This window comes from Cryobacterium sp. TMT2-18-2, assembly GCF_004402245.1.
Lineage (GTDB): Bacteria > Actinomycetota > Actinomycetes > Actinomycetales > Microbacteriaceae > Cryobacterium > Cryobacterium sandaracinum.
Map to the genome: position 1 here is coordinate 1 of NZ_SOFU01000037.1, position 22,595 is coordinate 22,595.

23 protein-coding genes are annotated in these 22,595 nt (G+C 67.9%); 4 read left to right on the forward strand and 19 right to left on the reverse strand.

Annotated features, from left to right (window positions below; translation table 11 throughout):
• Positions 1-458: 458 nt before the first annotated feature.
• Entirely contained in the window at positions 459-1,760 is a 1,302-nt protein-coding gene (tyrS, locus tag E3O22_RS13065) for a tyrosine--tRNA ligase (RefSeq protein WP_134394575.1), read from the reverse strand.
• Between the two features lie 146 nt (positions 1,761-1,906).
• Here tyrS and E3O22_RS13070 point away from each other — a divergent pair, with 146 nt between their 5' ends.
• Entirely contained in the window at positions 1,907-2,557 is a 651-nt protein-coding gene (locus E3O22_RS13070) for a DNA-binding protein (RefSeq protein WP_134394576.1), read from the forward strand.
• The gene (locus E3O22_RS13075) at positions 2,554-3,249 is read left to right on the forward strand and encodes a hypothetical protein (RefSeq protein WP_134394577.1); all 696 of its coding nucleotides are present in this window, start codon (positions 2,554-2,556) and stop codon (positions 3,247-3,249) included. The genes E3O22_RS13070 and E3O22_RS13075 overlap by 4 nt, the downstream gene beginning before the upstream one ends.
• A 236-nt stretch (positions 3,250-3,485) precedes the next feature.
• Here the strand turns inward: E3O22_RS13075 and E3O22_RS13080 are convergent, their stop codons facing one another.
• The 18 genes from E3O22_RS13080 to infC form a co-directional block, all read right to left on the reverse strand.
• Positions 3,486-4,097, reverse strand: a complete 612-nt coding sequence (locus tag E3O22_RS13080; protein WP_134394578.1) for a DNA-3-methyladenine glycosylase — start codon at positions 4,095-4,097, stop codon at positions 3,486-3,488.
• On the reverse strand, positions 4,094-5,536 hold the full coding sequence (gene argH / locus E3O22_RS13085; RefSeq protein WP_134394579.1) for an argininosuccinate lyase: 1,443 nt from the start codon (positions 5,534-5,536) through the stop codon (positions 4,094-4,096). The genes E3O22_RS13080 and argH overlap by 4 nt, the downstream gene beginning before the upstream one ends.
• 7 nt (positions 5,537-5,543) lie before the next feature.
• The gene (locus tag E3O22_RS13090) at positions 5,544-6,743 is read right to left on the reverse strand and encodes an argininosuccinate synthase (protein ID WP_134394580.1); all 1,200 of its coding nucleotides are present in this window, start codon (positions 6,741-6,743) and stop codon (positions 5,544-5,546) included.
• Between the two features lie 62 nt (positions 6,744-6,805).
• Complete coding sequence (gene argF, locus E3O22_RS13095; protein ID WP_134394581.1) at positions 6,806-7,735, reverse strand: ornithine carbamoyltransferase; 930 nt, start codon at positions 7,733-7,735, stop codon at positions 6,806-6,808.
• 38 nt (positions 7,736-7,773) lie between these two features.
• Positions 7,774-9,003, reverse strand: coding sequence for an acetylornithine transaminase (locus tag E3O22_RS13100; RefSeq protein WP_134394582.1), 1,230 nt, complete (start codon positions 9,001-9,003; stop codon positions 7,774-7,776).
• Positions 9,000-9,845 carry an acetylglutamate kinase gene (gene argB / locus E3O22_RS13105; protein ID WP_370448407.1) on the reverse strand — a complete coding sequence of 282 codons (846 nt, stop codon included), beginning with the start codon at positions 9,843-9,845 and terminating at the stop codon, positions 9,000-9,002. The genes E3O22_RS13100 and argB overlap by 4 nt, the downstream gene beginning before the upstream one ends.
• 86 nt (positions 9,846-9,931) lie before the next feature.
• Complete coding sequence (gene argJ / locus E3O22_RS13110; RefSeq protein WP_134394586.1) at positions 9,932-11,104, reverse strand: bifunctional glutamate N-acetyltransferase/amino-acid acetyltransferase ArgJ; 1,173 nt, start codon at positions 11,102-11,104, stop codon at positions 9,932-9,934.
• Positions 11,101-12,144 carry an N-acetyl-gamma-glutamyl-phosphate reductase gene (argC, locus tag E3O22_RS13115; protein WP_134394588.1) on the reverse strand — a complete coding sequence of 348 codons (1,044 nt, stop codon included), beginning with the start codon at positions 12,142-12,144 and terminating at the stop codon, positions 11,101-11,103. Before argC ends, argJ begins: the two co-directional genes overlap by 4 nt.
• A 124-nt stretch (positions 12,145-12,268) precedes the next feature.
• The gene (gene pheT / locus E3O22_RS13120; RefSeq protein WP_134394590.1) at positions 12,269-14,803 is read right to left on the reverse strand and encodes a phenylalanine--tRNA ligase subunit beta; all 2,535 of its coding nucleotides are present in this window, start codon (positions 14,801-14,803) and stop codon (positions 12,269-12,271) included.
• Positions 14,803-15,843, reverse strand: a complete 1,041-nt coding sequence (gene pheS / locus E3O22_RS13125) for a phenylalanine--tRNA ligase subunit alpha (RefSeq protein ID WP_134394591.1) — start codon at positions 15,841-15,843, stop codon at positions 14,803-14,805. Before pheS ends, pheT begins: the two co-directional genes overlap by 1 nt.
• A gap of 20 nt (positions 15,844-15,863) precedes the next feature.
• Positions 15,864-16,787 (reverse strand): amino acid ABC transporter permease, encoded by a 924-nt coding sequence (locus tag E3O22_RS13130; RefSeq protein WP_134394593.1) that lies wholly within the window; start codon positions 16,785-16,787, stop codon positions 15,864-15,866.
• Positions 16,784-17,431 (reverse strand): amino acid ABC transporter permease, encoded by a 648-nt coding sequence (locus E3O22_RS13135; protein WP_134394595.1) that lies wholly within the window; start codon positions 17,429-17,431, stop codon positions 16,784-16,786. The genes E3O22_RS13130 and E3O22_RS13135 overlap by 4 nt, the downstream gene beginning before the upstream one ends.
• A 133-nt stretch (positions 17,432-17,564) precedes the next feature.
• On the reverse strand, positions 17,565-18,434 hold the full coding sequence (locus E3O22_RS13140) for a glutamate ABC transporter substrate-binding protein (protein WP_134394597.1): 870 nt from the start codon (positions 18,432-18,434) through the stop codon (positions 17,565-17,567).
• Between the two features lie 37 nt (positions 18,435-18,471).
• On the reverse strand, positions 18,472-19,260 hold the full coding sequence (locus tag E3O22_RS13145) for an amino acid ABC transporter ATP-binding protein (protein WP_104101236.1): 789 nt from the start codon (positions 19,258-19,260) through the stop codon (positions 18,472-18,474).
• Positions 19,261-19,327: 67 nt separating this feature from the next.
• Complete coding sequence (locus tag E3O22_RS13150) at positions 19,328-20,128, reverse strand: RNA methyltransferase (protein WP_134394598.1); 801 nt, start codon at positions 20,126-20,128, stop codon at positions 19,328-19,330.
• 152 nt (positions 20,129-20,280) lie between these two features.
• The gene (rplT, locus tag E3O22_RS13155; protein ID WP_104101231.1) at positions 20,281-20,667 is read right to left on the reverse strand and encodes a 50S ribosomal protein L20; all 387 of its coding nucleotides are present in this window, start codon (positions 20,665-20,667) and stop codon (positions 20,281-20,283) included.
• A gap of 27 nt (positions 20,668-20,694) precedes the next feature.
• Positions 20,695-20,889: a 50S ribosomal protein L35 gene (gene rpmI, locus E3O22_RS13160; RefSeq protein ID WP_104101228.1), complete on the reverse strand. Its 195-nt coding sequence runs from the start codon at positions 20,887-20,889 to the stop codon at positions 20,695-20,697.
• Positions 20,882-21,508, reverse strand: coding sequence for a translation initiation factor IF-3 (gene infC, locus E3O22_RS13165; RefSeq protein ID WP_104101226.1), 627 nt, complete (start codon positions 21,506-21,508; stop codon positions 20,882-20,884). The genes rpmI and infC overlap by 8 nt, the downstream gene beginning before the upstream one ends.
• Before the next feature lie 286 nt (positions 21,509-21,794).
• Here infC and E3O22_RS13170 point away from each other — a divergent pair, with 286 nt between their 5' ends.
• Positions 21,795-22,142 carry a DUF1844 domain-containing protein gene (locus E3O22_RS13170; RefSeq protein WP_134394600.1) on the forward strand — a complete coding sequence of 116 codons (348 nt, stop codon included), beginning with the start codon at positions 21,795-21,797 and terminating at the stop codon, positions 22,140-22,142.
• A 25-nt stretch (positions 22,143-22,167) separates the two neighbouring features.
• The gene (locus E3O22_RS13175; protein ID WP_134394602.1) at positions 22,168-22,437 is read left to right on the forward strand and encodes a hypothetical protein; all 270 of its coding nucleotides are present in this window, start codon (positions 22,168-22,170) and stop codon (positions 22,435-22,437) included.
• Positions 22,438-22,595 lie beyond the last annotated feature (158 nt).

The following is a 22,595-nucleotide window of genomic DNA, read 5'->3' on the forward strand; positions in this document are numbered from 1 at the left end:
TGATCCTTCACCGCTAGAAACGGATCCAAACCACGAGGTTTTTGGCATTTGACATTGTGCACGCTGTTGAGTTCTCAAGGATCGGACGCACTCGACTTCAAGCCCCATAACGGGCTGTCGCTTCGAGGCAACTTGTATAACTTAGCTGCCCGGCCACACCCTGTCAAATCACGGAAAGCAGCCGATTCCGAGTGCGCCAAAGCGACTCGAACAACCACCCACCAGACCAGACACGCAGCCGGAGAGAGTTACCATCTTAGGCCTCCCCCACACTCACCTGAAACAGGAACAAGCATGAGACGAAGCTAAAACTGTGGTTCCACATGAGGCCGGGAAGCTCTGCGGCTTTCCGCACCTGTGGGGTACGTTTGAATACATTACGGCCGTCACACCGGGCCGTCAAAACCAGCAACCGCCCGGGCGNTGGGCGGAACGACCGGGCGGTATCCGGCTCTGAATCAGACGACGAAAACGCCGGCCAGGGTCTTCTTCCCGCGGCGGAGCACGGCGACTCCCCCGGGAAGAACGGCCCCCTCGATGGTTTGGTCGTCGCTCAGCACCTTCACGTTGTTGAGGTAGACCCCACCCTGGCTGATGGCACGGCGGGCTTCGCTCAGACTCATGCTGAGTCCGGTGTCGACCAGCAGCTGCACCACGGGGGCGTGCGGGGCGGTGGTGGTGTTCGGGAGTTCCCGCAGGGCGGCTTCGAGGGTGGCTTCGTCGAGATCGGAGAGTTCACCCTGGCCGAAGAGGGCATGCGCGGCCTGGATGGCGGCATCCGTTGCGGCACGCCCGTGAACGAGGCTTGTCACCGACACGGCGAGCGTGCGCTGGGCGAGGCGTTTGAACGGTTCGGTCGCCACGGCACTCTCGAGCTCCTCGATGTCGGCCCGGGTGAGGAAGGTGAACACCTTCAGCCGGTTGATGACATCGGCATCGTCGGTGTTGAGCCAGAACTGGTAGAACGCGTACGGGCTGGTGAGGGTGGGGTCGAGCCAGACCGCGTTGCCCTCGCTCTTGCCGAATTTGGTGCCGTCACTGTTGGTGATCAACGGGGTGCCGATGGCGTGGGCGCCCTTCCCCTCCGCCTTGCGGATGAGGTCGATACCGCTGGTGAGGTTGCCCCACTGGTCGCTACCTCCGGTCTGCAGCACGCAGCCGGACGTGCGGAAGAGCTCGAGGAAGTCCATCCCCTGCAGTACCTGGTAACTGAACTCGGTGTAGCTGATGCCGGCGTCGGAATTCAGCCGGGCGCTCACGGCATCCTTCTTGAGCATGCTGCCGACCCGGAAGTACTTGCCGATGTCGCGCAGGAAGTCGATGGCGCTGAGCGGGGCGGTCCAGTCCAGGTTGTTCACCAGGGTGACGGCGTTGTCGCCCTCCGAGCTCAGAAAGCGCGAGACCTGGGCCTGGAGGTAGCCCACCCACTCGCCGACGACATCCCGAGAGTTCAGGGTACGTTCGGCCGTGGGGCGCGGGTCACCGATCAGTCCGGTGGACCCGCCGACCAGGCCGAGGGGCTTATGCCCGGCCAGTTGCAGCCGGCGCATGAGCAGCAGCTGCACGAGGTTGCCGAGGTGCAGGCTCGGGGCGGTCGGGTCGAAGCCGCAGTAGAACGTGACCGGCGGGCCGGCGAGCAGCTCACGCAGTTCGGTGGTGTCGGTGGACACCTGCACCAGGCCTCGCCAGGAGATCTCCTCCCAGACGTCGTCAAAGGTCGGGTCGTTGGCTTGCAGGGTGAGGATGGCTGGATCTGACACGAGTCAAGGATATCAGCGCCCGACTCGCTGCCCGGGAATTCGGGACCACACCTTGATCGGAAGATATTAAGCCTATAGGGTGAATTAATGTAGATTCACCGTGGAAGCTTCATATCAGCCCGCCAATTCCGTCGGAGGACCCGCCCATGTTCGTCATCACAGCCGATCAGGTCGACAGCCGCAACGATCGCGATCGGGCCGGCGAGATGATCGCCGAGCTCGTGGCCGCGTACGGCCCGGCGTTCACGCTGCCGCCCGACCAGACCTCCGGCGATGAGATCCAGCTACTGCTGCCCGACGCCGGCTCGGCCCTTGCCGCCGTTCTCTCACTGCATCGCGCGGGCCATTGGAGCATCGGGCTCGGCATCGGCGAGGTGCGCACCCCTCTTCCAGAAACAACCCGGCAGGCCTCCGGCGGTGCGTTCGTCGCGGCGCGCGCGGCCGTGACGCGGGCAAAGAAGGCCGAGGCCCGGTTCAGTCTCGAGGTTGATCCGGCCGCTGGCCGTACTGCTGGCCGTACTGCTCCGCTGCTCGACGCCGACGGGGTGGAAGCGCTCATCACCAATCTGCTGCTCCTTCGCCAGCGTCGCTCGCAGGAGGGTTGGGCGGCCATCGACCTGCTGGCGAGCGGGATGTCCCAGGTCGAGATCGCCGCCGAGCTCGGCGTTTCCCCCGCCGCCGTCAGCCAGCGCATCCGAGTCGCCCTCTGGAGGGTCGACCAGTCCGCCCAGCCCGCACTCGTTAGGCTGCTGGAGAACCTCGAGCACGCCACGACCGAAACGGACCCTGCCGCATGATCTCCTCGTCCTTCCCGATCGTTGCCTACCTCTACTGGTTGTCCCTTCTGGTCGTCACCACCGGATCGCTGGTCTTCGCCATTCTCGCGTTCCGGCGCCGGAAGCCTCAGTTCGCCGCAATCTCCGGCGGCGCCCTCGCTGCGGCCCTGATGATCGCCGCCCTCCCCTCGCCCGGAGGCGCGACCGTGTCGGGCGTGCTCCTCGGCATGGTGGCCCTCGGTCTCGCCGTGGTCGGCGGCGGCCCGGCGGCGCTGCTTACGCTGAGGCTGGCCACGAACAACTCCGTGCCCCAGGGCCAGCATGGCGGGATCCTGGTCGAGAACGGCGGTGCGCCCGTGACGCCGGAGCCGGGCCGCGCGTCCGGGGTTGATGCCGGCGCGCCGGATGCACCGGCTGCACCGGCTGCCACGGGTGCACCCGATGCTGAGGGGACGGCCGGAACGCACGGCGCTTTCGTGCACGAGGTGCTGCGCGGTGGATTGATGATCGGAATCCTGGAGCGCCTCGCCGTGGCCGGAGCGATCCTGGCGGGCTTCCCGGAAGCCATCGCGGTCGTCGTGGCGATCAAGGGCGTCGGTCGGTTCACCGAGCTGGCCACGGCCGAGGCCCGGGAGCGGTTCATCATCGGCACGCTGGCGAGCCTGATCTGGGCGTGCGCGTGCGCCGCCCTGGTGCAGATCGCCCTGACGTAGGCGCCGGTCGGCGGTCGGCGGTCGGCGGTCGAGCTTGACGGGCCCCGGAGACCCGAACCTCCCGCGCGACCCGGGACATCCCTGCCGATCGCGCTGACGTTACCTCGGAGTTTTTCGCGCCACGCCGGTCGGCACGCCACCGAAGCCCGCGTTTCCCGAAAATCTCCGTGATTGCGTGACGCCGGATGCCGCAGCGCGGGCCCCGGTGACGGCCCGCGCCTGTCGACGACGCGGGGCTAGCGAGAGTCGGGCTCAGCGCCCAGCTTCGGATGCCGCCGGTACGGCGACACCGACGCGTCGCCCGGGATCCAGAATCGCCACGGATACTCCGCTCCCCCGCCGGCTCCGCCCACCCCGGTGCGGGGTCCGCTGCGGAAAGCGACCGGTTGGGGAGGCAGGGTCAGCGTGAACGGTGCCTCACCGAGGTTCGCACCGTCGTCTCCCAGCCCGATGCCGAGCGCCAGCGTGAGCCGGGCCGGGCCGCGCGCCAGGTCGCGGTCGCTGCGTGAGGTGGGGCGGCGCATCCGTGCCTCGGCGACACCGTCGACGATCTCGCCGGCGCGCAGCAGCACGGCGGACGCCTCGCCGCCCGGCGAGCAGACGATGTTCGCACAGACGTGCATGCCGTAGCTGAAGTACGCGTAGAGGTGGCCGCTCGCGCCGAACATCGACGCGTTCCTCCGGGTCTGGCCACGGAAGGCGTGCGAGCCGGGGTCGAGCCCCGGCCCGAGGTAGGCCTCCACCTCGGTGATGCGCAGCCGCACCCCGGCGCGGCCGAGCAGCGCGCCCAACAACCGTGGCCCGACCTCAACCGCCGGTCGCGCCAGGATGCCGTCGGCGAGTGTCACCTGCCGAGCGCAGCTGCCAGCGCGCGCACCCGGGTGACGAGCGCCGCGCGCTGCTCGGCCACGCGCACCGGGGCGGTCCCGCCCTGGCCGTCGCGGCGGGACACCGAACCGGTGATGGTGAGTACCTCGCGCACGTCCGGCGTGAGGTGCGGCGACAGCGCGAGCAGCGCGACGTCGTCCACCTCGTGCAGGTCGAGCCCGTTCCGCTCCGCGAACTTCACCAGCGAACCCGTGATTTCGTGCGCGTCCCGGAACGTGACCTGCTGCTTGACGAGCCACTCGGCGACGTCGGTGGCCAGGGAGAATCCCTGGGGGGCGAGCTCGGCCATCCGTTCGGTGTGGAAGGTCAGGGTCGCGATCATTCCGCTGAAGGCCGGCAGGAGCACCTCGAGCGTCTCGATCGAGTCGAAGACGGGCTCCTTGTCTTCCTGCAGGTCGCGGTTGTAGGCGAGCGGCAACCCCTTGAGAGTGGTCAGCAGACCGGTCAGGTTGCCGATCAGGCGCCCCGACTTGCCGCGGGCCAGCTCGGCGATGTCCGGGTTCTTCTTCTGCGGCATGATCGACGAGCCGGTGGAGTAGGAGTCGTCGAGGGTGACGAAACCGAACTCGCGGGTATTCCAGAGGATGATCTCCTCGGCCAGACGGGACAGGTCGATACCGATCTGGGCGGTGATGTACGCGAACTCGGCGACCAGGTCGCGGCTCGCGGTGCCGTCGATCGAGTTCTCGACCACGGCGCTGAAGCCGAGGTCGGCCGCCACCAGGTTGGCGTCGAGGCCGAGCGTGTTGCCGGCCAGGGCACCCGACCCATAGGGCGAGAAGTCGGCGCGCGTGTTCCAGTCGGTGAACCGCTCGAGGTCGCGCACGAGCGGCCAGCAGTGCGCGAACAGGTGATGGGCAAGCAGCACCGGTTGGGCGTGCTGCAGGTGCGTGCGGCCCGGCATGATGGCGTCGGCGTTCGCCTCGGCCTGCGACGCCAGGGCGTCGATCAGGTCGATCACGTGGGCGGAGATCCCCTGCGCCTTGTCGCGGAGCAGCATCCGCACCAGGGTGGCGACCTGGTCGTTGCGGCTGCGGCCGGCGCGCAGCTTGCCGCCGAGTTCGACGCCGACGATGTCGATCAGGCCTCGTTCCAGGGCCGAATGCACATCCTCGTCGGATTCTTCCGGCAGGAAGCCCTCGTCGAGCACGGCCTGCATCAGGGTGTCGAGGCCGGCGATCATGGCGACAAGTTCCGGTTCCGTCAGGTAACCGGCCGCGGCCAGGGCCCGCGCGTGGGCCTGGGAGCCGCGGATGTCGTAGGGAGCCAGCGGCCAGTCGAACTGGGTCGACTTGCTCAGCTTCGCCAATTCCGGTGACGGTCCCCCGGCGAAGCGGCCGCCCCAGAGGGCGCCCGCCTTGCCCGCGCGGTTCTCGGTCGTGTCCTTGTCGCCAGCCACGTCGACCCTACTTGCCGGCGAGGTCGCGGCGAGCCGAGATCTTGCTCGGCAGCGACCACAGCTCGATAAAACCCTTGGCCATGGACTGGTCGAAAGTGTCCCCGGTGTCGTAGGTGGCGAGGTTGAAGTCGTAGAGGCTCTTCGACGACTTCCGCCCGGTGACGACGGCGGAGCCGGCGTGCATCTTCAAACGGATGTCGCCGGTCACGTGCTTCTGCGTCTCATCGATGAACACGTCGAGGGCCCGCTTGAGGCCGGAGAACCAGAGGCCGTCGTAGACGAGTTCCGCCCACTTCGATTCGACCGAGCGCTTGTAGCGGGCCAGGTCGCGTTCGACGGTCATGTTCTCGAGCTCTTCGTGCGCGGCGATCAGGGCGATGCCGGCGGGGGCCTCGTAGACCTCGCGGCTCTTGATGCCGACGAGGCGGTCCTCGACGATGTCGATGCGTCCGACGCCCTGGTTGCCGGCGAGGAGGTTCATCATTTCGATGGCCCGCAGCGGCGTGACGGCGACGCCGTCGATCGCGACGGGAACACCCTGGTCGAAGCTGATGACGACCTCGGTGGGCTCGCGAGTCACGGCCGGGTCCTGCGTGTAGGTGTAGAGGTCTTCGATCGGGGCGTTCCACGGGTCTTCGAGGAAGCCGGTCTCGACCGCACGGCCGTAGACGTTCTGGTCGATCGAGTAGGGGCTCTTCTTCGACTGTGCGATGGGCAGGTTGTGCAGCGCCGCGTATTCGATGGCTTTGTCCCGGGTGAGGGCGAAGTCGCGCACCGGGGCGAGCGAGGTGAGCTCGGGCGCGAGGGCGGCGACGGCGGCCTCGAAGCGCACCTGGTCGTTGCCCTTGCCGGTGCAGCCGTGCGCGACGCTGTTCGCGCCGAGCTCCTTGGCCGTGGAGGCGAGGTACTTGGCGATCAGCGGGCGGCTGAGCGCGGAGACCAGCGGATAACGCTTCTGGTAGAGCGCGTTGGCCTTGAGGGCCGGCACGACGTAATCGCTGGCGAACTCGTCCTTCGCGTCGACGACGATGGACTCGACGGCACCGCAGTCCAGGGCGCGCTGGCGGATGACGTCCATATCCTCGCCGCTCTGTCCCACGTCGATGGCGAGGGCCACGACCTCTTTGCCGGTCGCGTCCTTCAGCCAGCCGATGCCAACCGAGGTATCGAGTCCGCCCGAATATGCCAGCACAACGCGTTCAGCCATGGTTCTCCCTAAAAATTCGATCTGTTCAAGTTTACGGTCACGCTCTGACGCCCGCCGGGGCGTTAGGCGCTGTTGTGGGTGAGCAGCCAGACGAGCAGCGCCTTCTGGGCATGCAGGCGATTTTCTGCCTCGTCCCAGATGATGCTCTGCTCGCCGTCGATGACGTCGGCGGTCACCTCGTAACCTCGGTCAGCCGGCAGACAATGCAGGAAGTGCGCGTCGGGCTTCGCGAGCGCCATCAGGGCGGTGTCCACACGGTAGCGACTGAGGTCACCCAGGCGGGTGGCCTTCTCCTCTTCCTTGCCCATCGACACCCAGGTGTCGGTGACGACCACGTCGACGCCGGTGACGGCCGCGCCCGGGTCGGTGAAGAGCTCCACGGAGCCGCCGGTGCGCAGGGCGATCGCCGCGGCGTCCGCAACGACCGCATCGGTGGGCGCGTACCCGACCGGGGAGGCGATGCGCACGTGCATGCCCGCGGTCGCGCCGGCGAGCAGGTAGGACTGGCCCATATTGCAGGCGCCGTCGCCGAGGAACGCGAGGGTCTGACCGGCCAGGTCGCCGCGGTGCTCACGGATGGTGAGCAGGTCGGCGAGCAATTGGCAGGGGTGGAAGTCATCGGACAGCGCATTGACGACGGGCACCGTGGTGCCGAGGGCCATCTCCTCGAGTCCGGCCTGGCCGTAGGTGCGCCAGACGATCGCGGCCACCTGGCGCTCGAGCACGCGGGCCGTGTCGGAGGCGGTTTCCTTGCCACCGAGCTGGCTGTTCGCCGTGCTGATGATCAGCGGGCTGCCGCCGAGGTCGGCGATCCCCACGGCGAAGGAGACCCGGGTGCGGGTCGATGACTTGTCGAAGATGACAGCCACGGTCTGCGGGCCGGCCAGAGGCTTGACCGCGAATCGGTCACGCTTGAGTTCCAGGGCAAGGTCGAGGATCTCGGCCTGTTCGGCCGGTGAGATGTCGTCGTCGCGCAGGAAATGGCGGGTCACGGTGTCACTTTCGCTTCTGGGGAATAGATCGTTCAACTCTAGAGGCTGGTCAGAGCGAGCCCGAATCGGCGCTCGAAGTCGGCCAGTTCGTCGTCGCCGACGATGAGGGGCGGGGCCAGACGGATGGTGGACTCGTTTGCGGCGTTCACGATCAAGCCGTTGCTCTGGGCCGCGGCCGCCAGGCGGGTGGCGACCGGTTCGGTCAGCCCGACACCGAGCAGGAGCCCGCGGCCGCGCACCTCGCCGATGAGGGGGGAACCGAAACCGGCGAGGATCTCCCGCAGCTGCTCGCCGCGCCGCGCGGCGTTGGCGACCAGGCCGTCGGCCTCGATGGCGCCGAGCACGGCGTTGGCGGCGGCCGTGACGAGCGGGTTGCCGGCATAGGTCGAGCCGTGCTGGCCGCGCTGGAACAGCTCCGACGCCGCCCCGAAGGTGATGAGGGCGCCGATGGGCAGGCCGCCGCCGATCCCCTTCGCCAGCGTGAGCGCATCCGGCTGGATTCCGTCGTACTGGTAGGCGAACCACTCGCCGGTGCGGCCGGCGCCGGTCTGCACCTCGTCGAGGATGAGCAGCACGCCGTTTCGGGTGCACAGTTCGCGGGCGCGGCGCAGGAACCCAGCGGGCAGGTCGACCACCCCGGCCTCGCCCTGCACGGGCTCGAGAAAGAGGGCGGCGACGGTCTCGTCGATCGCGGCGTCCAGCCCCTCGAGCGTGGCGTGGATGTGCTCGACCCCCTCGGGGACCGGCAGGAACGGCTCGCGCATGGCCGGCTTGCCGGAGAGGGCGAGAGCCCCCATCGTGCGGCCGTGGAACGAGTCGTGCAGGGAGAGGATGCGGGTCCGGCTGCCACCGTCGGTGTTCAGTCGGGCCAGCTTGAATGCGGCCTCGTTGGCCTCGGCGCCGGAATTGCAGAAGTAGACCCGGCCGGCCTGTCCCGCACCGGTGAGGCGCTTGAGCCGTTCGGCCAGTTCCAGCTGCGGTGGCGACGCGAAGTAGTTCGAGACGTGGGCAAGCCGGCCGACCTGGTCGGTGACCGCGGCGACGAGAGCCGGATGCGCGTGGCCGAGCGAGTTCACGGCGATTCCGGCGAGGAAGTCGAGGTACTTCGTTCCCTCGTCGTCCCAGACGTAGCACCCCTTCCCGCGCACGAGCATCGCCAGCGGCGGTGCGATCGTGTGCATCATGGCGGCACTGAAACGCTCGCGCCAGTCGGGGGTGCCGGAGTCGGCCATCTGTGCAGTGCTCGATTCTGGGTGCGTGTCGCTCATGCCGGGACCACTTCGGTTCCAATCCCGCTGCCGGTGAAGACCTCGAGCAGGATCGAGTGTGGTACCCGGCCGTCGATGATGGCCGCCTTCGCGACGCCACCCTCGACCGCGTCGAGGCAGGCCGTCATCTTGGGGATCATTCCCGACTCGAGGCCCGGCAGCAGGGAGCGAAGCGAGTCCACGTCGATGACCGACACCAGCGAGTCGCGGTTGGGCCAGTCGCTGTACAGCCCCGCGACATCGGTCAGGATGACCAGTTTGGCGGCGCCGAGCGCGACCGCGAGGGCGGCGGCGGCGGCGTCGGCGTTGATGTTCAGGGACTGGCCCGGGACATCCGTGTCGGGTGCGATCGAGGAGACGACCGGTATGCGGCCGGCGGCGAGCTGGGCGAGCACGGCCTCGGGGTCGACGCCGATCACGTCGCCGACGAGGCCGAGGTCGACCTCGTCGCCGTCGATGACGGTGCCGCGGCGACGGCCCTGAAACAGCCCGGCGTCCTCGCCGGACAGCCCGGCGGAGAGCGGGCCGTGCTGGTTGATGCGGCTGACGAGCTCACGGTTGATCTGGCCGGTGAGCACCATCCGCACGACGTCCATCGCCTCGGGCGTGGTCACCCGGTAGCCGCCGCGGAACTCGCTCTCGATGCCGAGGCGGTCGAGCATCGCGGAGATCTGCGGGCCGCCGCCGTGCACGACGACGGGGCGGATGCCGGCATAACGCAGGTACACCATGTCTTCGGCGAACGCGCGCTGCAGCGCCTCGCTGACCATGGCGTTGCCGCCGAACTTGACCACGATGATCTGGTCGTGGAACCGCTTGAGCCAGGGCAGCGACTCAATCAGCGTGGCGGCCTTGACGGCTGCCGCCGCCCGGCTGTTCCTCGCGTCGCCGGGGGTCGTCTCGTCGCCGGGGGTTTCGTGGACCGGGTTCAACTCGAGTACGCGCTGTTCTCTTCGACGTAGGCGTGGGTGAGGTCGTTGGTCCAGATGGTGGCCGTCTCGTCGCCCTCGTGCAGGTCGATCAGTACGGAGACCGAGCGGGGGGTCAGGTCGACGAGCTCGCGCGGCTGATCGGGTTCCCCCGCGGTGCAGACCTGCACGCCGTTGATGGCGACGTCGATGCCGTAGGGGTCGAAGGCGGCATCCGTCGTACCGACCGCCGCGAGCACGCGGCCCCAATTCGGGTCGTTGCCGAAGATCGCGGTCTTGAACAAGTTGCTGCGGGAGACCGCGCGGGCGACCATGACGGCGTCGGCCTCGGTGCCGGCGTGCCGCACCGTGATGGCGACGTCGTGGGCGGACCCTTCGGCGTCGGCCTGCAGCTGCAGGGTGAGGTCCTGGCAGATGGCGATGAGGGCATCCGTGAATTCGGCCAGGTCGGCGGTGACCCCGCTCGCCCCGGAGCCGAGGAGGGTGACAGTGTCGTTGGTGGACATGCAGCCGTCTGAGTCGAGGCGGTCGAACGTGACCCGGGTGGCCTGACGGAGGGCCACGTCCAGCTGCTCGGAGTCGAGCACGGCGTCGGTGGTCAGCACCACGAGCATGGTGGCCAGGCCAGGCGCGAGCATGCCGGCGCCCTTGGCCATGCCGCCGATGGTCCAGCCGGTGTCGGAAACGAGCACGGTCTGCTTGGGTGTGGTGTCGGTGGTCATGATCGCCTGAGCCGCGGCCAGGCCGGCGGCGTCGGAGGTGGCCTTCTCACCCTGCAGCGCGAGGGTCGCGTCCCACACGCCGGCGGTGATCGTGCCGAGGTCGAGCTGTTCGCCGATCAGGCCGGTGGAACAGACCAGCACCTCGCCGGCGGAGATCTCCAAGCGGTCGGCGATGGCCTCGGCGGTGGCGTGCGTGGTCTGGAAGCCGATGCTGCCGGTGTAGCAGTTCGCGCCGCCCGAGTTGAGCACGACGGCCTTGACCCGGCCGCCCTTCATGACCTGCTCGCTCCAGAGCACCGGGTTCGCCTTGCACCGGTTACTGGTGAAAACGCTGGCCGCGCTGGTGAGCGGGCCGAGGTTCTGCACGACGGCGAGGTCGAGCCCGCCGGACTGTTTCAGGCCGGCCGTGACTCCGGCAGCGGCAAACCCGGCGGGGGCGGTGACACTCATGGGGCAACTCCATTCGTGCTCAGGCCCGTGGTTTCGGGCAGTCCCAGCGCCAGGTTGGCGGACTGGATGGCGGCACCGGCGGTGCCCTTGGTGAGATTGTCGACGGCGGTGATCGTCACGACGCGGCCCACGGCCTCGTCGACGGCGAGGCCGATCAGCGCGGTGTTGGCGCCGAGCACATCGCTCGTGCGCGGGAATCGGCCCTCCGGCAGCACATGCACGAACGGTTCGTCGGCGTAGGTCGCTTCCCAGGCGGCGCGCACCGCGGCGCCGGATGTACCGGGCACGAGACGGGCCGTCGCGGTGCAGAGGATGCCCCGCGACATCGGCACGATCACCGGGGTGAATGAGATGGTCGGGTTCGAGGCCCCGGCCCAGCGCAGGCTCTGCTGGATTTCGGGGATATGGCGGTGCACGCCGCCGACCGCGTAGGGGTTCGCGGAGCCGAGGATCTCGCTTGCGAGGTTCGGCAGCGTCAGGCTCTTGCCGGCGCCGGAGGGTCCGACCGCGAGCACTGCGGCCAAGTCTTCGGGCTCGATCACCCCGGCACGGATGCCCGGCGCCAGCGCCAACGCCACCGTGCTCGCGTTGCAGCCGGGGGCGGCGACGCGCCGGGAGCCGGCCAACCGGGAGCGCTGCGTGCCGCCGGCCACCGGGAGCTCGGGCACGCCGTAGGTCCAGGCGCCGAAGTAGTCGCCCCCGTAGAACGCCGCCCAGTCGCTCTCACTTTCGAGCCGGTGGTCGGCACCGCAGTCCACGACGAGCGTGTCGGCGGAAAGGTGCGCGGTGAGGGCACCGGATGCCCCATGGGGCAGGGCGAGGAACACCACATCGTGCCCGGCGAGGGTTTCGGGCGTCGTGTCGACCAGGGTGAGGTGCGCGAGCGAGCGCAGGTGCGGCTGGGCGTCGATCAGACGCCGCCCGGCAGTGCTGTGCGCCGTGACCGTGCGCACCTCGAAGTCGGGGTGCCCGGCGAGCAGACGCAACAATTCACCGCCCGCGTAGCCACTCGCACCTGCCACCGCCACCGAAAAAGACATGTTCCCAACTTAGCGCGCCGTCCCGCGCGCCGAGAATCGCCGTTCGCGCAGATAATCGCCGCCCGGGCGGTGACTCTCGGCAGAACGGGCGACACTCGGCGCGCGGAGCGGGCGCCAGCCCGCGCTACTCGCGGAGAGTGGCCCCGAAGCGGGCGGCGGCCACCGCGACGCCGGCGAGCTTGGCGTCGCTGGCCTCCTTGGCGGTGAGGGTGCGCTCCGGCGCCCGGAACCGCAGCGCGAACGTCAGTGACTTGCGCCCGGACGGCACGCCCGTGCCGCGGTAGTCGTCGACGAGTTCGGCGTGGTCGAGCAGCGGCCCGCAGCCCTCGAGCACCGTGCGGAGCACGTCAGCGGCCGGCACGCCGGCGTCGACCACGAGGGACAGGTCCTGTGTGGCGGCCGGCATCGTGGCGATCGGGGTGGCGCGCAGCTCGGCGCCGGCCTCAGCGAACACGGCGGTCAGGTCGATCTCGGCAACCGCGACGACCGCGGGCAGGTCCGCGTCGTGGGCGATGCTGGGCAGCAGTTCGCCGGCGTAGCCGACCGAGGTCATGCCGGCATCCGTCGTCACGAACAGCTCGGCGGTGCGGCCGGGGTGCATCGCCTGGTGCGAACCCTGGCGAACCATGATCGGAACGCCGGCGGCCAGCGCGACCTGCTGCACCGCGGCGAGGGCGTGCTGCCACCCTGCGGCCACGGCGGGCTGCCCCGGCTGGTGCCGCACGACGGAGCCGGTCAGCACCACCGCCACCGACAGGGGCTGCGGGGGGATGCCCGCGTTGAGCTCGGCCTCCAACTGCACGCTCGGGCGCACCGCGCCGGGCGGCACGACTGAGCCGCCGTAACGGATGTCCGCCACCGGCCGGAACACCAGGCCCAGTTCGAAGACGGCCAGGTCGGTGAGGCCGCGCGAGCGGTTGCGGTGTGCGATCTGCAGCAGCCCGGGCAGGATCGACGTGCGCAGGAACGGCGACTCTCCGTCGAGGGGGTTGGCGACCCGGATCTGCGGCACATTCGGGCCGACGGGCCGCCCGAACGAGTTGTTCGACTTCTCCGCCACGAACGGGTACGCGAGCACCTCGGTGTGGCCGGTGGCGGCGAGGGTCTGCGCCACTTGGCGGCGCAGGGTCTGTGCGTGGGTGAGGCCGCGCCCGGGCGGGGCGACGGGCAGCACCGAGGGGATCCGGTCGTAGCCGACGATGCGGGCGACCTCCTCGGCCAGGGTCCACTTGTCGGTCAGGTCGGGGCGCCAGCTCGGGGCGGTGACGTTCAGCCCGGTCTCGGTCTCCTCGAGCGAGGCGCCGATCTCGGCCAGCGAGGTGCGCACCTCGTCCCGGGTGTAATCGAGTCCGATCAGGCCGGAGATGAAGCCGGTCGGCAGGAAGATCGGCTCGGCATCAGGCGTGGCGTCGTGCAGGGAGCCGAGGCCGTCGGCCTCTCCCCCGGCGAGCTCGACCAGCAGCTGAACGACGCGGGCGGCGGCGACCGCGGCCACGGCCGGGTCCACCCCGCGCTCGAACCTGCGGGATGCCTCGCTGGGAAGCTTGTGCCGGCGGGCCGTGCGAGCGATCGATACCGGGTCGAAGTTCGCGGCCTCGATCAGAACATTCGTGGTGGCGGAGCCGATCTCGGTACTCTGACCGCCCATCACGCCGGCCAGACCGATCGGCCCGGACTCGTCGGTGATCAGCAAGTCTTCGGCGTTCAGGGTGCGGGTGACGTCGTCGAGGGTGGCGAGCTTCTCGCCCGGCTGCGCGCGGCGCACGGTGATGCCGCCGGTCAGCTTGTCCAGGTCGTAGCCGTGGATCGGCTGGCCGAGCTCGATCATCACGTAGTTCGTGACGTCGACGATCAACGAAATCGAACGGATGCCGGCCAGCTTCAGCCGGGCGATCAACCAGGCCGGAGACGGCCGGGTGGGGTCCACGCCGCGCACCGCGCGGGTGACGAACACGCTCGCTCCGACGCGACCGCGGACCGGGGCCTGATCGGCGATGGTGACCGGGAAGGCGACCGTGGACGCGTCCGCGGTGACGGAGAGCGCCGGGTCACGGAAGGCAGCCCCGGTGGCGTGCGCGTACTCGCGGGCGACGCCACGGATCGAGAAGGCGTAGCCCCGGTCGGGCGTGACGTTGATCTCGACGGCGGTGTCGTCCAGGCCGAGGAGGGCGATCGCATCCGTGCCGATCGCGGGGTCGAGCCCGAGGCTGCCGAGCACCAGGATGCCGTCGTGCTCGTCGCCGAGGCCGAGCTCGCGCGCCGAGGCGATCATGCCGTCGGACACGTGGCCGTAGGTCGTGCGCGGCGCGATCGGGAACGGGCCGGGCAGCACGGCGCCGGGCAGGGTCACGACGACCTTGTCACCGACGACGAAGTTGTGGGCGCCGCAGACGATGCCGTGCACGGCCGGGCCGCCATCGGCCGCGAGTTCATCCCCCGGTGCCACGCGCACCTGGCACCAGTTGATGGTCTTGCCATTGGTCTGCTCTTCGCCGACGAACTCGAGCACCTGGCCGACCACGATCGGACCGGTCAGCTCGAAGCGGTGGATCTCCTCCTCTTCGAGTCCCACGCTCACCAGGGCCGCGTGCACGTCTTCGGGCGTGGCGCCCGGGGCCAGGTCGACGAACTCGCCCAGCCAGCTCAGTGGAACGCGCATCAGACGGTCATCCCGTACTGCTGGCTGAACCGGACGTCGCCTTCGACCATGTCGTGCATATCCTTCACATCGTTTCGGAACATCAGGGCCCGTTCGACGCCGACGCCGAACGCGAATCCGGAGTAGACCTCCGGGTCGATCCCGGCGGAACGCAACACATTGGCGTTGACCATGCCGCAGCCGCCCCACTCGATCCAGCGGGGGCCGTCCTTGAAGGTCGGGTGCCACAGGTCGAGTTCGGCGCTCGGCTCGGTGAACGGGAAGTAGTTGGGGCGCAGGCGCACCTTCGCCTCGGGGCCGAACATGGCCTGCACGAAGTGGTTGAGGGTGCCGCGCAGGTGCGCCATGGTCAGACCCTTGTCAACGGCGATGCCCTCGATCTGGTGGAACACGGGCGTGTGCGTGGCGTCAAGCTCGTCGGTGCGGAACACCCGGCCGGGCGCGACGACGTAGACGGGCAGTTCGCGCGACAACAGGGCACGCAGCTGCACCGGAGAGGTGTGGGTGCGCAGCACCAGGTGCGCCTCGGGCGGGTCGATGAAGAAGGTGTCCTGCATGGCGCGGGCCGGGTGGTCCTCGTCGAAATTGAGGGCGTCGAAGTTGAACCACTCGCTCTCGAGCTCGGGGCCCTCGGCGACCTCCCAGCCCATGCCGACGAAGACATCCGCGACGCGCTCCTGCAACAGGGTGAGCGGATGCCGCGCGCCGGGCCTCCAAGTGGAGGCCGCCGCGGTCACGTCGACCGTTTCGGCCGCAAGCTGAGCGGTTGCCTCAGCCTCGGTGATCGCGGCCTCGCGGGCGGCGAACGCCTGGGCGACGGCACCGCGGGCCTGGCCGAGGAGCTTGCCGGCGGTGGCCTTCTGGTTGCCCGGCACGCTGCGCATCAGCGCGTTGAGCCGGGCCAGCGGGGAGGCCTCGCCGGTGTGCGCGGTGCGCACGGTTTTCAGGGCCGCGGAGTCGTTCGCGGCGTCAATGGCGGCGAGTGCGGCGTCGACGGCCGCGCTCACGACTGGTTCGGAGATCTCAGTGGGGTCAGACACAAGGCACAAGTTTAGTGCCGCTAGAGCCCCCGGGCGCCCATCTGGTTGCCGAGCGCAGCGGGGTAGACGACCTCGGGATCGAGGGGCTTCTCAGGTGGCGCCTTCGTGTCCGTGGTGACGCCGCCGGACTTGGAGCCGGTGCGGCGGGCGATGACGCGGGCCAGCCAGGAGAGCAGCAGGTTCATCGTCAGGTAGATCGCGAGCACGACGAGGAAGAAGGAGAAGGAGTACCGGCTGCCGAAGAAGTTCGTCAGGTTGTACAGCCCGCTGCGGAGGAGCTCCTCGTAGCCGACCACGAACGCCAGGGACGTGTCCTTGAGGAGCACGACGAGTTGCGCGATGATGATCGGCAGCATCTGCCGGAACGCCTGGGGGAACTCGATCCGGAACCGGGTCGCCACGGGGGTGAGCCCGATGGCCAGCCCGGCCTCGCGCTGGCCGCGAGGCAGGCTTTTGATACCGGCCCGCAGCGCCTCGCCGATGATCGCGCCGTTATAGACGGAGAGGGCGGCGACACCGGCCCAGAAGGAGCCGGTGGAGAAGACGAGGAGGATGAAAAGCATCATCAGCAGCACGGGCATGCCGCGCACGAATTCGAGCAGGACCGTGGTCGGGATCCGAATCCATTTAGTGTCGGAGACGCGCCCGAAAGAGAACAGCACACCGAGCACCAGGGCGAATGCGGCGGCGACGCCGGCCATTCGGAGAGTGTTCAGCGCTCCGCGGCCGAGCGTGCGCCAGACCTCGCGGTCGGCGAAGACGTCCCACCGGGAGACGTCCCAAAGGCCCGGCTGAACGGCGCCGTTGGCGCTGGTTTTGGGCGCACCCAGCGCCAGGATCAGCCAGACCAGGCCGGCGGCGATGACGAGGCCGGCCACCACGGAGAACAGCCGGGAACGGAAGATGGCCTTGGGGCCCGGAGCGTCGTAGAGCACGGAAGTCATCGGAGAACCGCCACCTTCTTCTCGACCCGCCCGGCGATCAGGCCGAGCGAGATGGTGACCAGGAGGTAGAAGACTGCCACGGCGAGCAAGATCGCGAGCACCTCATCGCCGCGATCGTTGGTGATCTTACGGGCGGCGCCGAAAAGTTCGAAGACGAAGAAGGCGCCGGCGACCGAGGTGTTCTTCGTCAGGGCGATGAACACATTGATGAGCGGCGGGATGACCATGCGCACCGCCTGGGGCATGACGACGAACGAGAGGGTCTGCGTGAAGGTCAGACCCACGCTGCGGGCGGCCTCGGCCTGACCCACGTGCACACCGTTGACGCCCGAGCGCAGGGCTTCGGCGACGAACGGCGAGGTGTAGACGGTCAGTCCGATCGTGGCGAGCACGAAGTAGCCTGGGCTGAACTGGAGGTAGGGCAGGATGTAGGCGCAGAAGAACAGCACCAGCGTGAGCGGGGTGTTACGCACAATCTCGGTGTAGACGGTGGCGAATCCGCGCAGGGATGCGACGGGCGAGATGCGCATGGCAGCGATGATGATGCCGAGCACGAGCGCTCCCGTGCCGGCCAGAAGCAGAAGGCCCAACGTATTTCTGAAGCCCTCCAGAAACAGGGGCAGGTTTTCGATGACTGCGTCCACAACTCACCTCCTCTTCTGTAGTGACTATCTGAATGTCGTGCGGGTGGGTCGTGCGGGTGCCCGGGGAAAGGTGCTGGTCGAGGCGGCCGCGTGCGGCGCGGCCGCCCCGATCAGCAGGTGCTGCTTTCGGCGACTAGTACCGGTCGACTGCCGGCGGGGTCGGGGTCTCGAGCACGGTACCGGCGGTCGCTTCCCAGGCTTCGGCCCACGTGCCATCCTCGTACGCCTCATCGAGCACATCGTTGATGAAGGTGCGGAATTCGGTGTCGTCCTTCTTCAGGCCGATGCCGTAGGGCTCCTTGGTGAAGGGGTTGTCGACAACCTCGAACTCACCGGCGTTCTGGTCGGCGAGGCCGGCCAGGATGACGTTGTCCGTGGTCACGGCGACAACCTCGCCGCTGCGGAGCGGGCCCAAGCAGTTGGAGTACGTGTCGGTCGCGATCACGTTGTCCGTGTACGCGGCGATGTTCTTCTCCGACGTCGAGCCGCTTACGGTGCAGACGGGCTTGCCGGCGAGATCTTCCGGGCCGGTGATCTTGTCGGGGTTGCCGGCGAGCACAAGCAGGTCCTGGCCGGCTTGGTAGTACGGTCCGGCGAAGTCGACGACCTCCTTGCGGGTGTCGTTGATCGTGTAGGTCGCGACGACGAGGTCAACCTGGCCGTTCTGGAGGAAGGGCTCGCGGTTGGCCGAGACGGTCTCGGTCCACTTGATCTTGTCGGCGGGGATGCCGAGTTTCGCGGCGATGAGCTTGCCGATCTCGACGTCGAAGCCGACCGGGTTGTTGTCCGGGCCTTTGAGGCCGAACAGCGGCTGGTCGAACTTGGTGCCGATGGTGATCGTCCCGGCCTCGTTCAATGCGGCCATGGCGGTGCCGGCTTCGAACTCGACCGTTTCCTCGACCGGTGCGGCCTCGGGCGTCTGGGCGGAATCGGTACATCCGCTCAACGTGAGAACGCTCGCGAGGGCAATGGCCGAAATCATTAGACCTTTACTGAGTCTCATGGGTATCTCCTGATTGCTGTGTCGTCCTGCACACCGGTTAGTGGGCAAGTATTTTGGAGAGGAAGTCCTTCGCTCTCGAGCTCTGGGGGTTGGTGAAGAACTGCTCGGGCGTGGTCTCCTCGACGATCTCGCCCTCGGCCATGAAGATGACCCGGTCGGCGGCGCGGCGGGCGAAGCCCATCTCATGCGTGACGACGATCATGGTCATGCCGTCGTTGGCCAGGTTGATCATGACTTCGAGCACCTCGTTGATCATCTCGGGGTCGAGCGCACTGGTGGGCTCGTCGAGCAGGATGACCTTCGGGTCCATGGCGAGGGCCCGTGCGATCGCGACCCGCTGCTGCTGTCCACCGGAAAGCTGGGCAGGCATCTTCTTGGCTTGGTTGGCCACACCGACGCGCTCGAGGAGGACCATGGCCTTTTTCTCGGCCTCGGCCTTCGACAGGCCGCGCACCTTGATCGGACCGAGGGTGACGTTCTCAAGGACGGTTTTGTGGGCAAAGAGGTTGAACGCTTGGAACACCATTCCGACGTCCGCGCGCAGCTTGGCCAGCGCCTTGCCCTCGGCCGGCAGCTTGACGCCGTCGATCGTGATGACGCCCGCGTCGATGGTCTCAAGCCGGTTGATGGCTCGGCAGAGGGTGGACTTGCCTGAGCCACTCGGCCCGATCACCACCACGACCTCGCCACGGTTCACCACGGCGTTGATCTTCTTCAGCACGTGAAGGTCACCGTAGTGCTTGTCCACGTCGCTGATCACGACGAGAGGCTCACCGCGCAACACCGTGATGTTGGACGTCGCCGGCGCAGATTCTGTAGGCTCCATGTCCCAAACCTAGGCTAGAACAGGGTCTCAGAGAACCACCAAGCCGGTGGTTACCGAGCTGTGATGATCAGCTGCGCTGCGCAAACGCGCTTTCATACAGGCAAACACTGGCGGCCGTCGCCAGGTTCATCGATTCGGCGTGACCGTAGATGGGAACGGAAATGGACCGGTCGACCACGGCGAGATCTTCGTCGGTCAGTCCACGGGCTTCGTTGCCGAACAGCCACGCCGTCGGCGCGACCAGAAGCCCCTCGGTGCGGGCAGCGAGCAAATCGGTGCCCTTGACGTCGGCGGCGAAGATCTGCAGGCCCGCGAACCGGGCCCGTTCGCGCACGTCGGAGAGCGTCGCGCTGACGGCGACGGGGAGGTGGAAGATCGAGCCGGTCGAGGAGCGCACGACCTTCGGGTTGTACAGGTCCACGCTGCGGCCGGTGAGGATCACGGCGTCGGCGCCGGCGGCATCCGCGGCACGGATGATGGTGCCGGCGTTTCCGGGGTCGCGCACCTCTTCGAGGATGGCGATGAGCTTGGGCTCGTTGGCGAAGATGTCCTTGACCGAGGTGGGGAACTGACGGCACACCGCGATGAAACCCTGCGGCGTGACCGTGTCGGCCATCGTTTCGAGCACCTGCTCGGTGACGAATTCGAGCTCGGTGCCCACCTCTTGGGCAACCTGGGCGATCTCGGGGTGCCGCTCGAGGGCGGTGGGGGTCACGAAGAGCTCCACAACGAGCTCGGGCCGGAAGTTGAGGGCCTCGGAGACCGACTGGGGGCCTTCCAGGAGGAACAGCCCCGTCTCGGAGCGAGCGGCTCGATTCGCCAGTTTCGCGACAGCCCGCACGCGCGGAGAACGGGGATTATCTAACATGCCTCCAGCTTACTTGCCGGGGCGGGGCGGCTGTGTTCCCGCTCGGGGTGCACACGGTGACCCCGCGAACCGGCCCCGGGCACGCAAAACGGGAGCGGGCGCGGGGCCCGCTCCCGTGAAGAGTGCGTGATGGTGCTGGTGCCGGCTGAACGCTACGCGGCGACCCGGGGTGCCGACGTGTCGGCGGGCAGTGCTGCCTTGGCGCTCTCGACGATGGCCGCGAACGTGGCGGGCTCGTTGACGGCCAGCTCGGCCAGGATGCGACGGTCGACCTGGATGCCGGCCAGGGCGAGACCCTGGATCAGACGGTTGTAGGTCAGGCCGTTCGCGCGGGACGCAGCGTTAATCCGCTGGATCCACAGGCGACGGAAGTCACCCTTGCGTGCACGACGGTCACGGTAGCTATACGTAAAGGAGTGAGTGAGCTGCTCCTTGGCCTTGGTGACCAGACGCGAGCGCTGACCGCGGTAACCCTTGGCGCGCTCGAGAATAACGCGACGGCTCTTATGGGCGTTTACGGCCCTCTTGACTCTTGCCATTTTCTTAGTTCCTTACGGGGTACGGGTCTAGCGACCGAGAAGCTTCTTGATGACCTTGGTGTCGGCCTTGGCCAGCACCTGGTCGTGGTTGAGGCGGGACTTGCGCTGGGTGCTCTTGACCTCGAGGTTGTGGCGCAGGCCGGCCTGCTGCTTCATGATCTTGCCGGAGCCGGTGACCTTGAAGCGTTTCTTCGTCCCGGAGTGGGTCTTCATCTTAGGCATCTTTTTCCTCCAGTTTCGCTGCCTTATCAGCAACTTTGTCAGCCTTGTCGGCAACCTTTTCTGCCCGATCGGCAGCCTTGTGTGCGTTGATCTCGGCCTTGGCTTCCGCTTTGTTCTTCAGCGGGCCAACGACCATGACCATGTTTCGACCGTCGATGGTCGGGCTCGATTCCACGGAACCGAACTCGGCGACATCCTCGGCAAATTTTTGGAGCAGACGTACGCCCTGGTCGGGACGGGACTGTTCACGGCCACGGAACAGAATCATGGCCTTGACCTTGTCACCGGCCTTCAGGAAGCCCTCGGCGCGCTTGCGCTTGGTCTCGTAGTCGTGCTTATCAATCTTGAGACGGAAACGAACCTCTTTCAGGATCGTGTTCGCCTGGTTGCGCCGGGCCTCCTTGGCCTTCTGCGCAGCCTCGTACTTGAACTTGCCGTAGTCCATGATCTTGGCAACGGGCGGCTTCGAGGTCGGTGCAACCTCGACGAGGTCAAGATCGGCCTCCTGTGCAAGGCGCAGCGCAACATCAATGGCCACGACCCCTACCTGCTCGCCGTTAGGACCAACGAGACGGACTTCGGGGACGCGGATACGGTCATTTGTACGGGGATCGCTGATGCGTCTCTCCTCTTCTCATGCATCGTGGCTACAGCCAGGAGACGGATGTCGCCCGGAGACGAAGAGAGGAAAACCGCGTCTGGATTGTCGGAGAAAACTGCCCGAACATCACAGACGACACCCTGTCTACCCTCGTGGAGCGGATTCCTGTCGGAGTCCAGCGCCGCGAAGGCGGAGTGCAACTACCCGGTAACCTTGATGAAGCGGTATGCGCGGGTGGGAGATTATCCACTTTCGTACCGAGACTTGCATCTCGGAGCCCGGTCGAGTCTAACAGAGGAATGCAGTGACCAACAGCAATGAGCAGGATGCAGCCCAGGCAACACGCGATATCGCCGACGTGCCGGCCGTGGAGATCATCACGACGGCATCCGTTCACCTGATGAGCGCCGCCGCGGTCAAGGTGGGCTTGGCCGACGACCCGAAGAACCAGACCGACCTCGACGAGGCACGCAAGCTGATCACGGCCCTCGCCGGCCTGATCACCGCCGCGGCCCCCGACATCGCCGACATGCACGCGCGCAGCCTGCGCGACGGTCTGCGGTCGCTGCAGCTGGCGTTCCGAGAGGCCTCGGCCATCCCCGACGCGATCGGCCAGGGTCCGGGCGAAAAGTTCACCGGGCCGGTCAACTAGCGCGAACGGCTGCGGGGGGATCGCCATGGATCTGAGACTGCTGTTTCCGTTTCGAAAGGATGCCGGTGTCGCGCAACGGGCCACACCGGCCCGTCGGCGATTCATGTGGGGCGTGATGGTGCCCTATGCGATCACGCTTGTTCTCACCTGGATAGACGTGATCCCCCGGTGGGTGCTGTGGCCGCTTCTCGTGGCCGTCTTTCTGCTGGTCACGGTGCTCAGCAACGTCTGGGCAGGCCAGGACGCCCTCGCGGCGTTGGACGAGGACGACGTCGGCGACAACCCGATGCCGTAGGGCGTGTCCCGGCACCGTGTCCTGGCCGGGCGCAGCGAGTGGTGGGTACCCGGACCGCACGACCGCTGCTGCGCGTCCGCCGGACGTCGTGGCTAACTCAGGAGATCCGTCCGGTTCGGCCGGGCATCGGCGCCGGTTCCGCACTGGTCCGTGGCGGC

Coding starts and splice junctions, on each gene's coding strand:
- E3O22_RS13070 (WP_134394576.1), top strand. CDS start 1,907: ATGTTCGTCATCACAGCCGATCAGGTCGACAGCCGCAACGATCGCGAT.
- E3O22_RS13075 (WP_134394577.1), top strand. CDS start 2,554: ATGATCTCCTCGTCCTTCCCGATCGTTGCCTACCTCTACTGGTTGTCC.
- E3O22_RS13090 (WP_134394580.1), bottom strand. CDS start 6,743: ATGGCTGAACGCGTTGTGCTGGCATATTCGGGCGGACTCGATACCTCG.
- E3O22_RS13100 (WP_134394582.1), bottom strand. CDS start 9,003: ATGAGCGACACGCACCCAGAATCGAGCACTGCACAGATGGCCGACTCC.
- argJ (WP_134394586.1), bottom strand. CDS start 11,104: ATGAGTGTCACCGCCCCCGCCGGGTTTGCCGCTGCCGGAGTCACGGCC.
- argC (WP_134394588.1), bottom strand. CDS start 12,144: ATGTCTTTTTCGGTGGCGGTGGCAGGTGCGAGTGGCTACGCGGGCGGT.
- pheT (WP_134394590.1), bottom strand. CDS start 14,803: ATGCGCGTTCCACTGAGCTGGCTGGGCGAGTTCGTCGACCTGGCCCCG.
- E3O22_RS13130 (WP_134394593.1), bottom strand. CDS start 16,787: ATGACTTCCGTGCTCTACGACGCTCCGGGCCCCAAGGCCATCTTCCGT.
- E3O22_RS13140 (WP_134394597.1), bottom strand. CDS start 18,434: ATGAGACTCAGTAAAGGTCTAATGATTTCGGCCATTGCCCTCGCGAGC.
- E3O22_RS13145 (WP_104101236.1), bottom strand. CDS start 19,260: ATGGAGCCTACAGAATCTGCGCCGGCGACGTCCAACATCACGGTGTTG.
- E3O22_RS13150 (WP_134394598.1), bottom strand. CDS start 20,128: ATGTTAGATAATCCCCGTTCTCCGCGCGTGCGGGCTGTCGCGAAACTG.
- rplT (WP_104101231.1), bottom strand. CDS start 20,667: ATGGCAAGAGTCAAGAGGGCCGTAAACGCCCATAAGAGCCGTCGCGTT.
- rpmI (WP_104101228.1), bottom strand. CDS start 20,889: ATGCCTAAGATGAAGACCCACTCCGGGACGAAGAAACGCTTCAAGGTC.
- E3O22_RS13175 (WP_134394602.1), top strand. CDS start 22,168: ATGGATCTGAGACTGCTGTTTCCGTTTCGAAAGGATGCCGGTGTCGCG.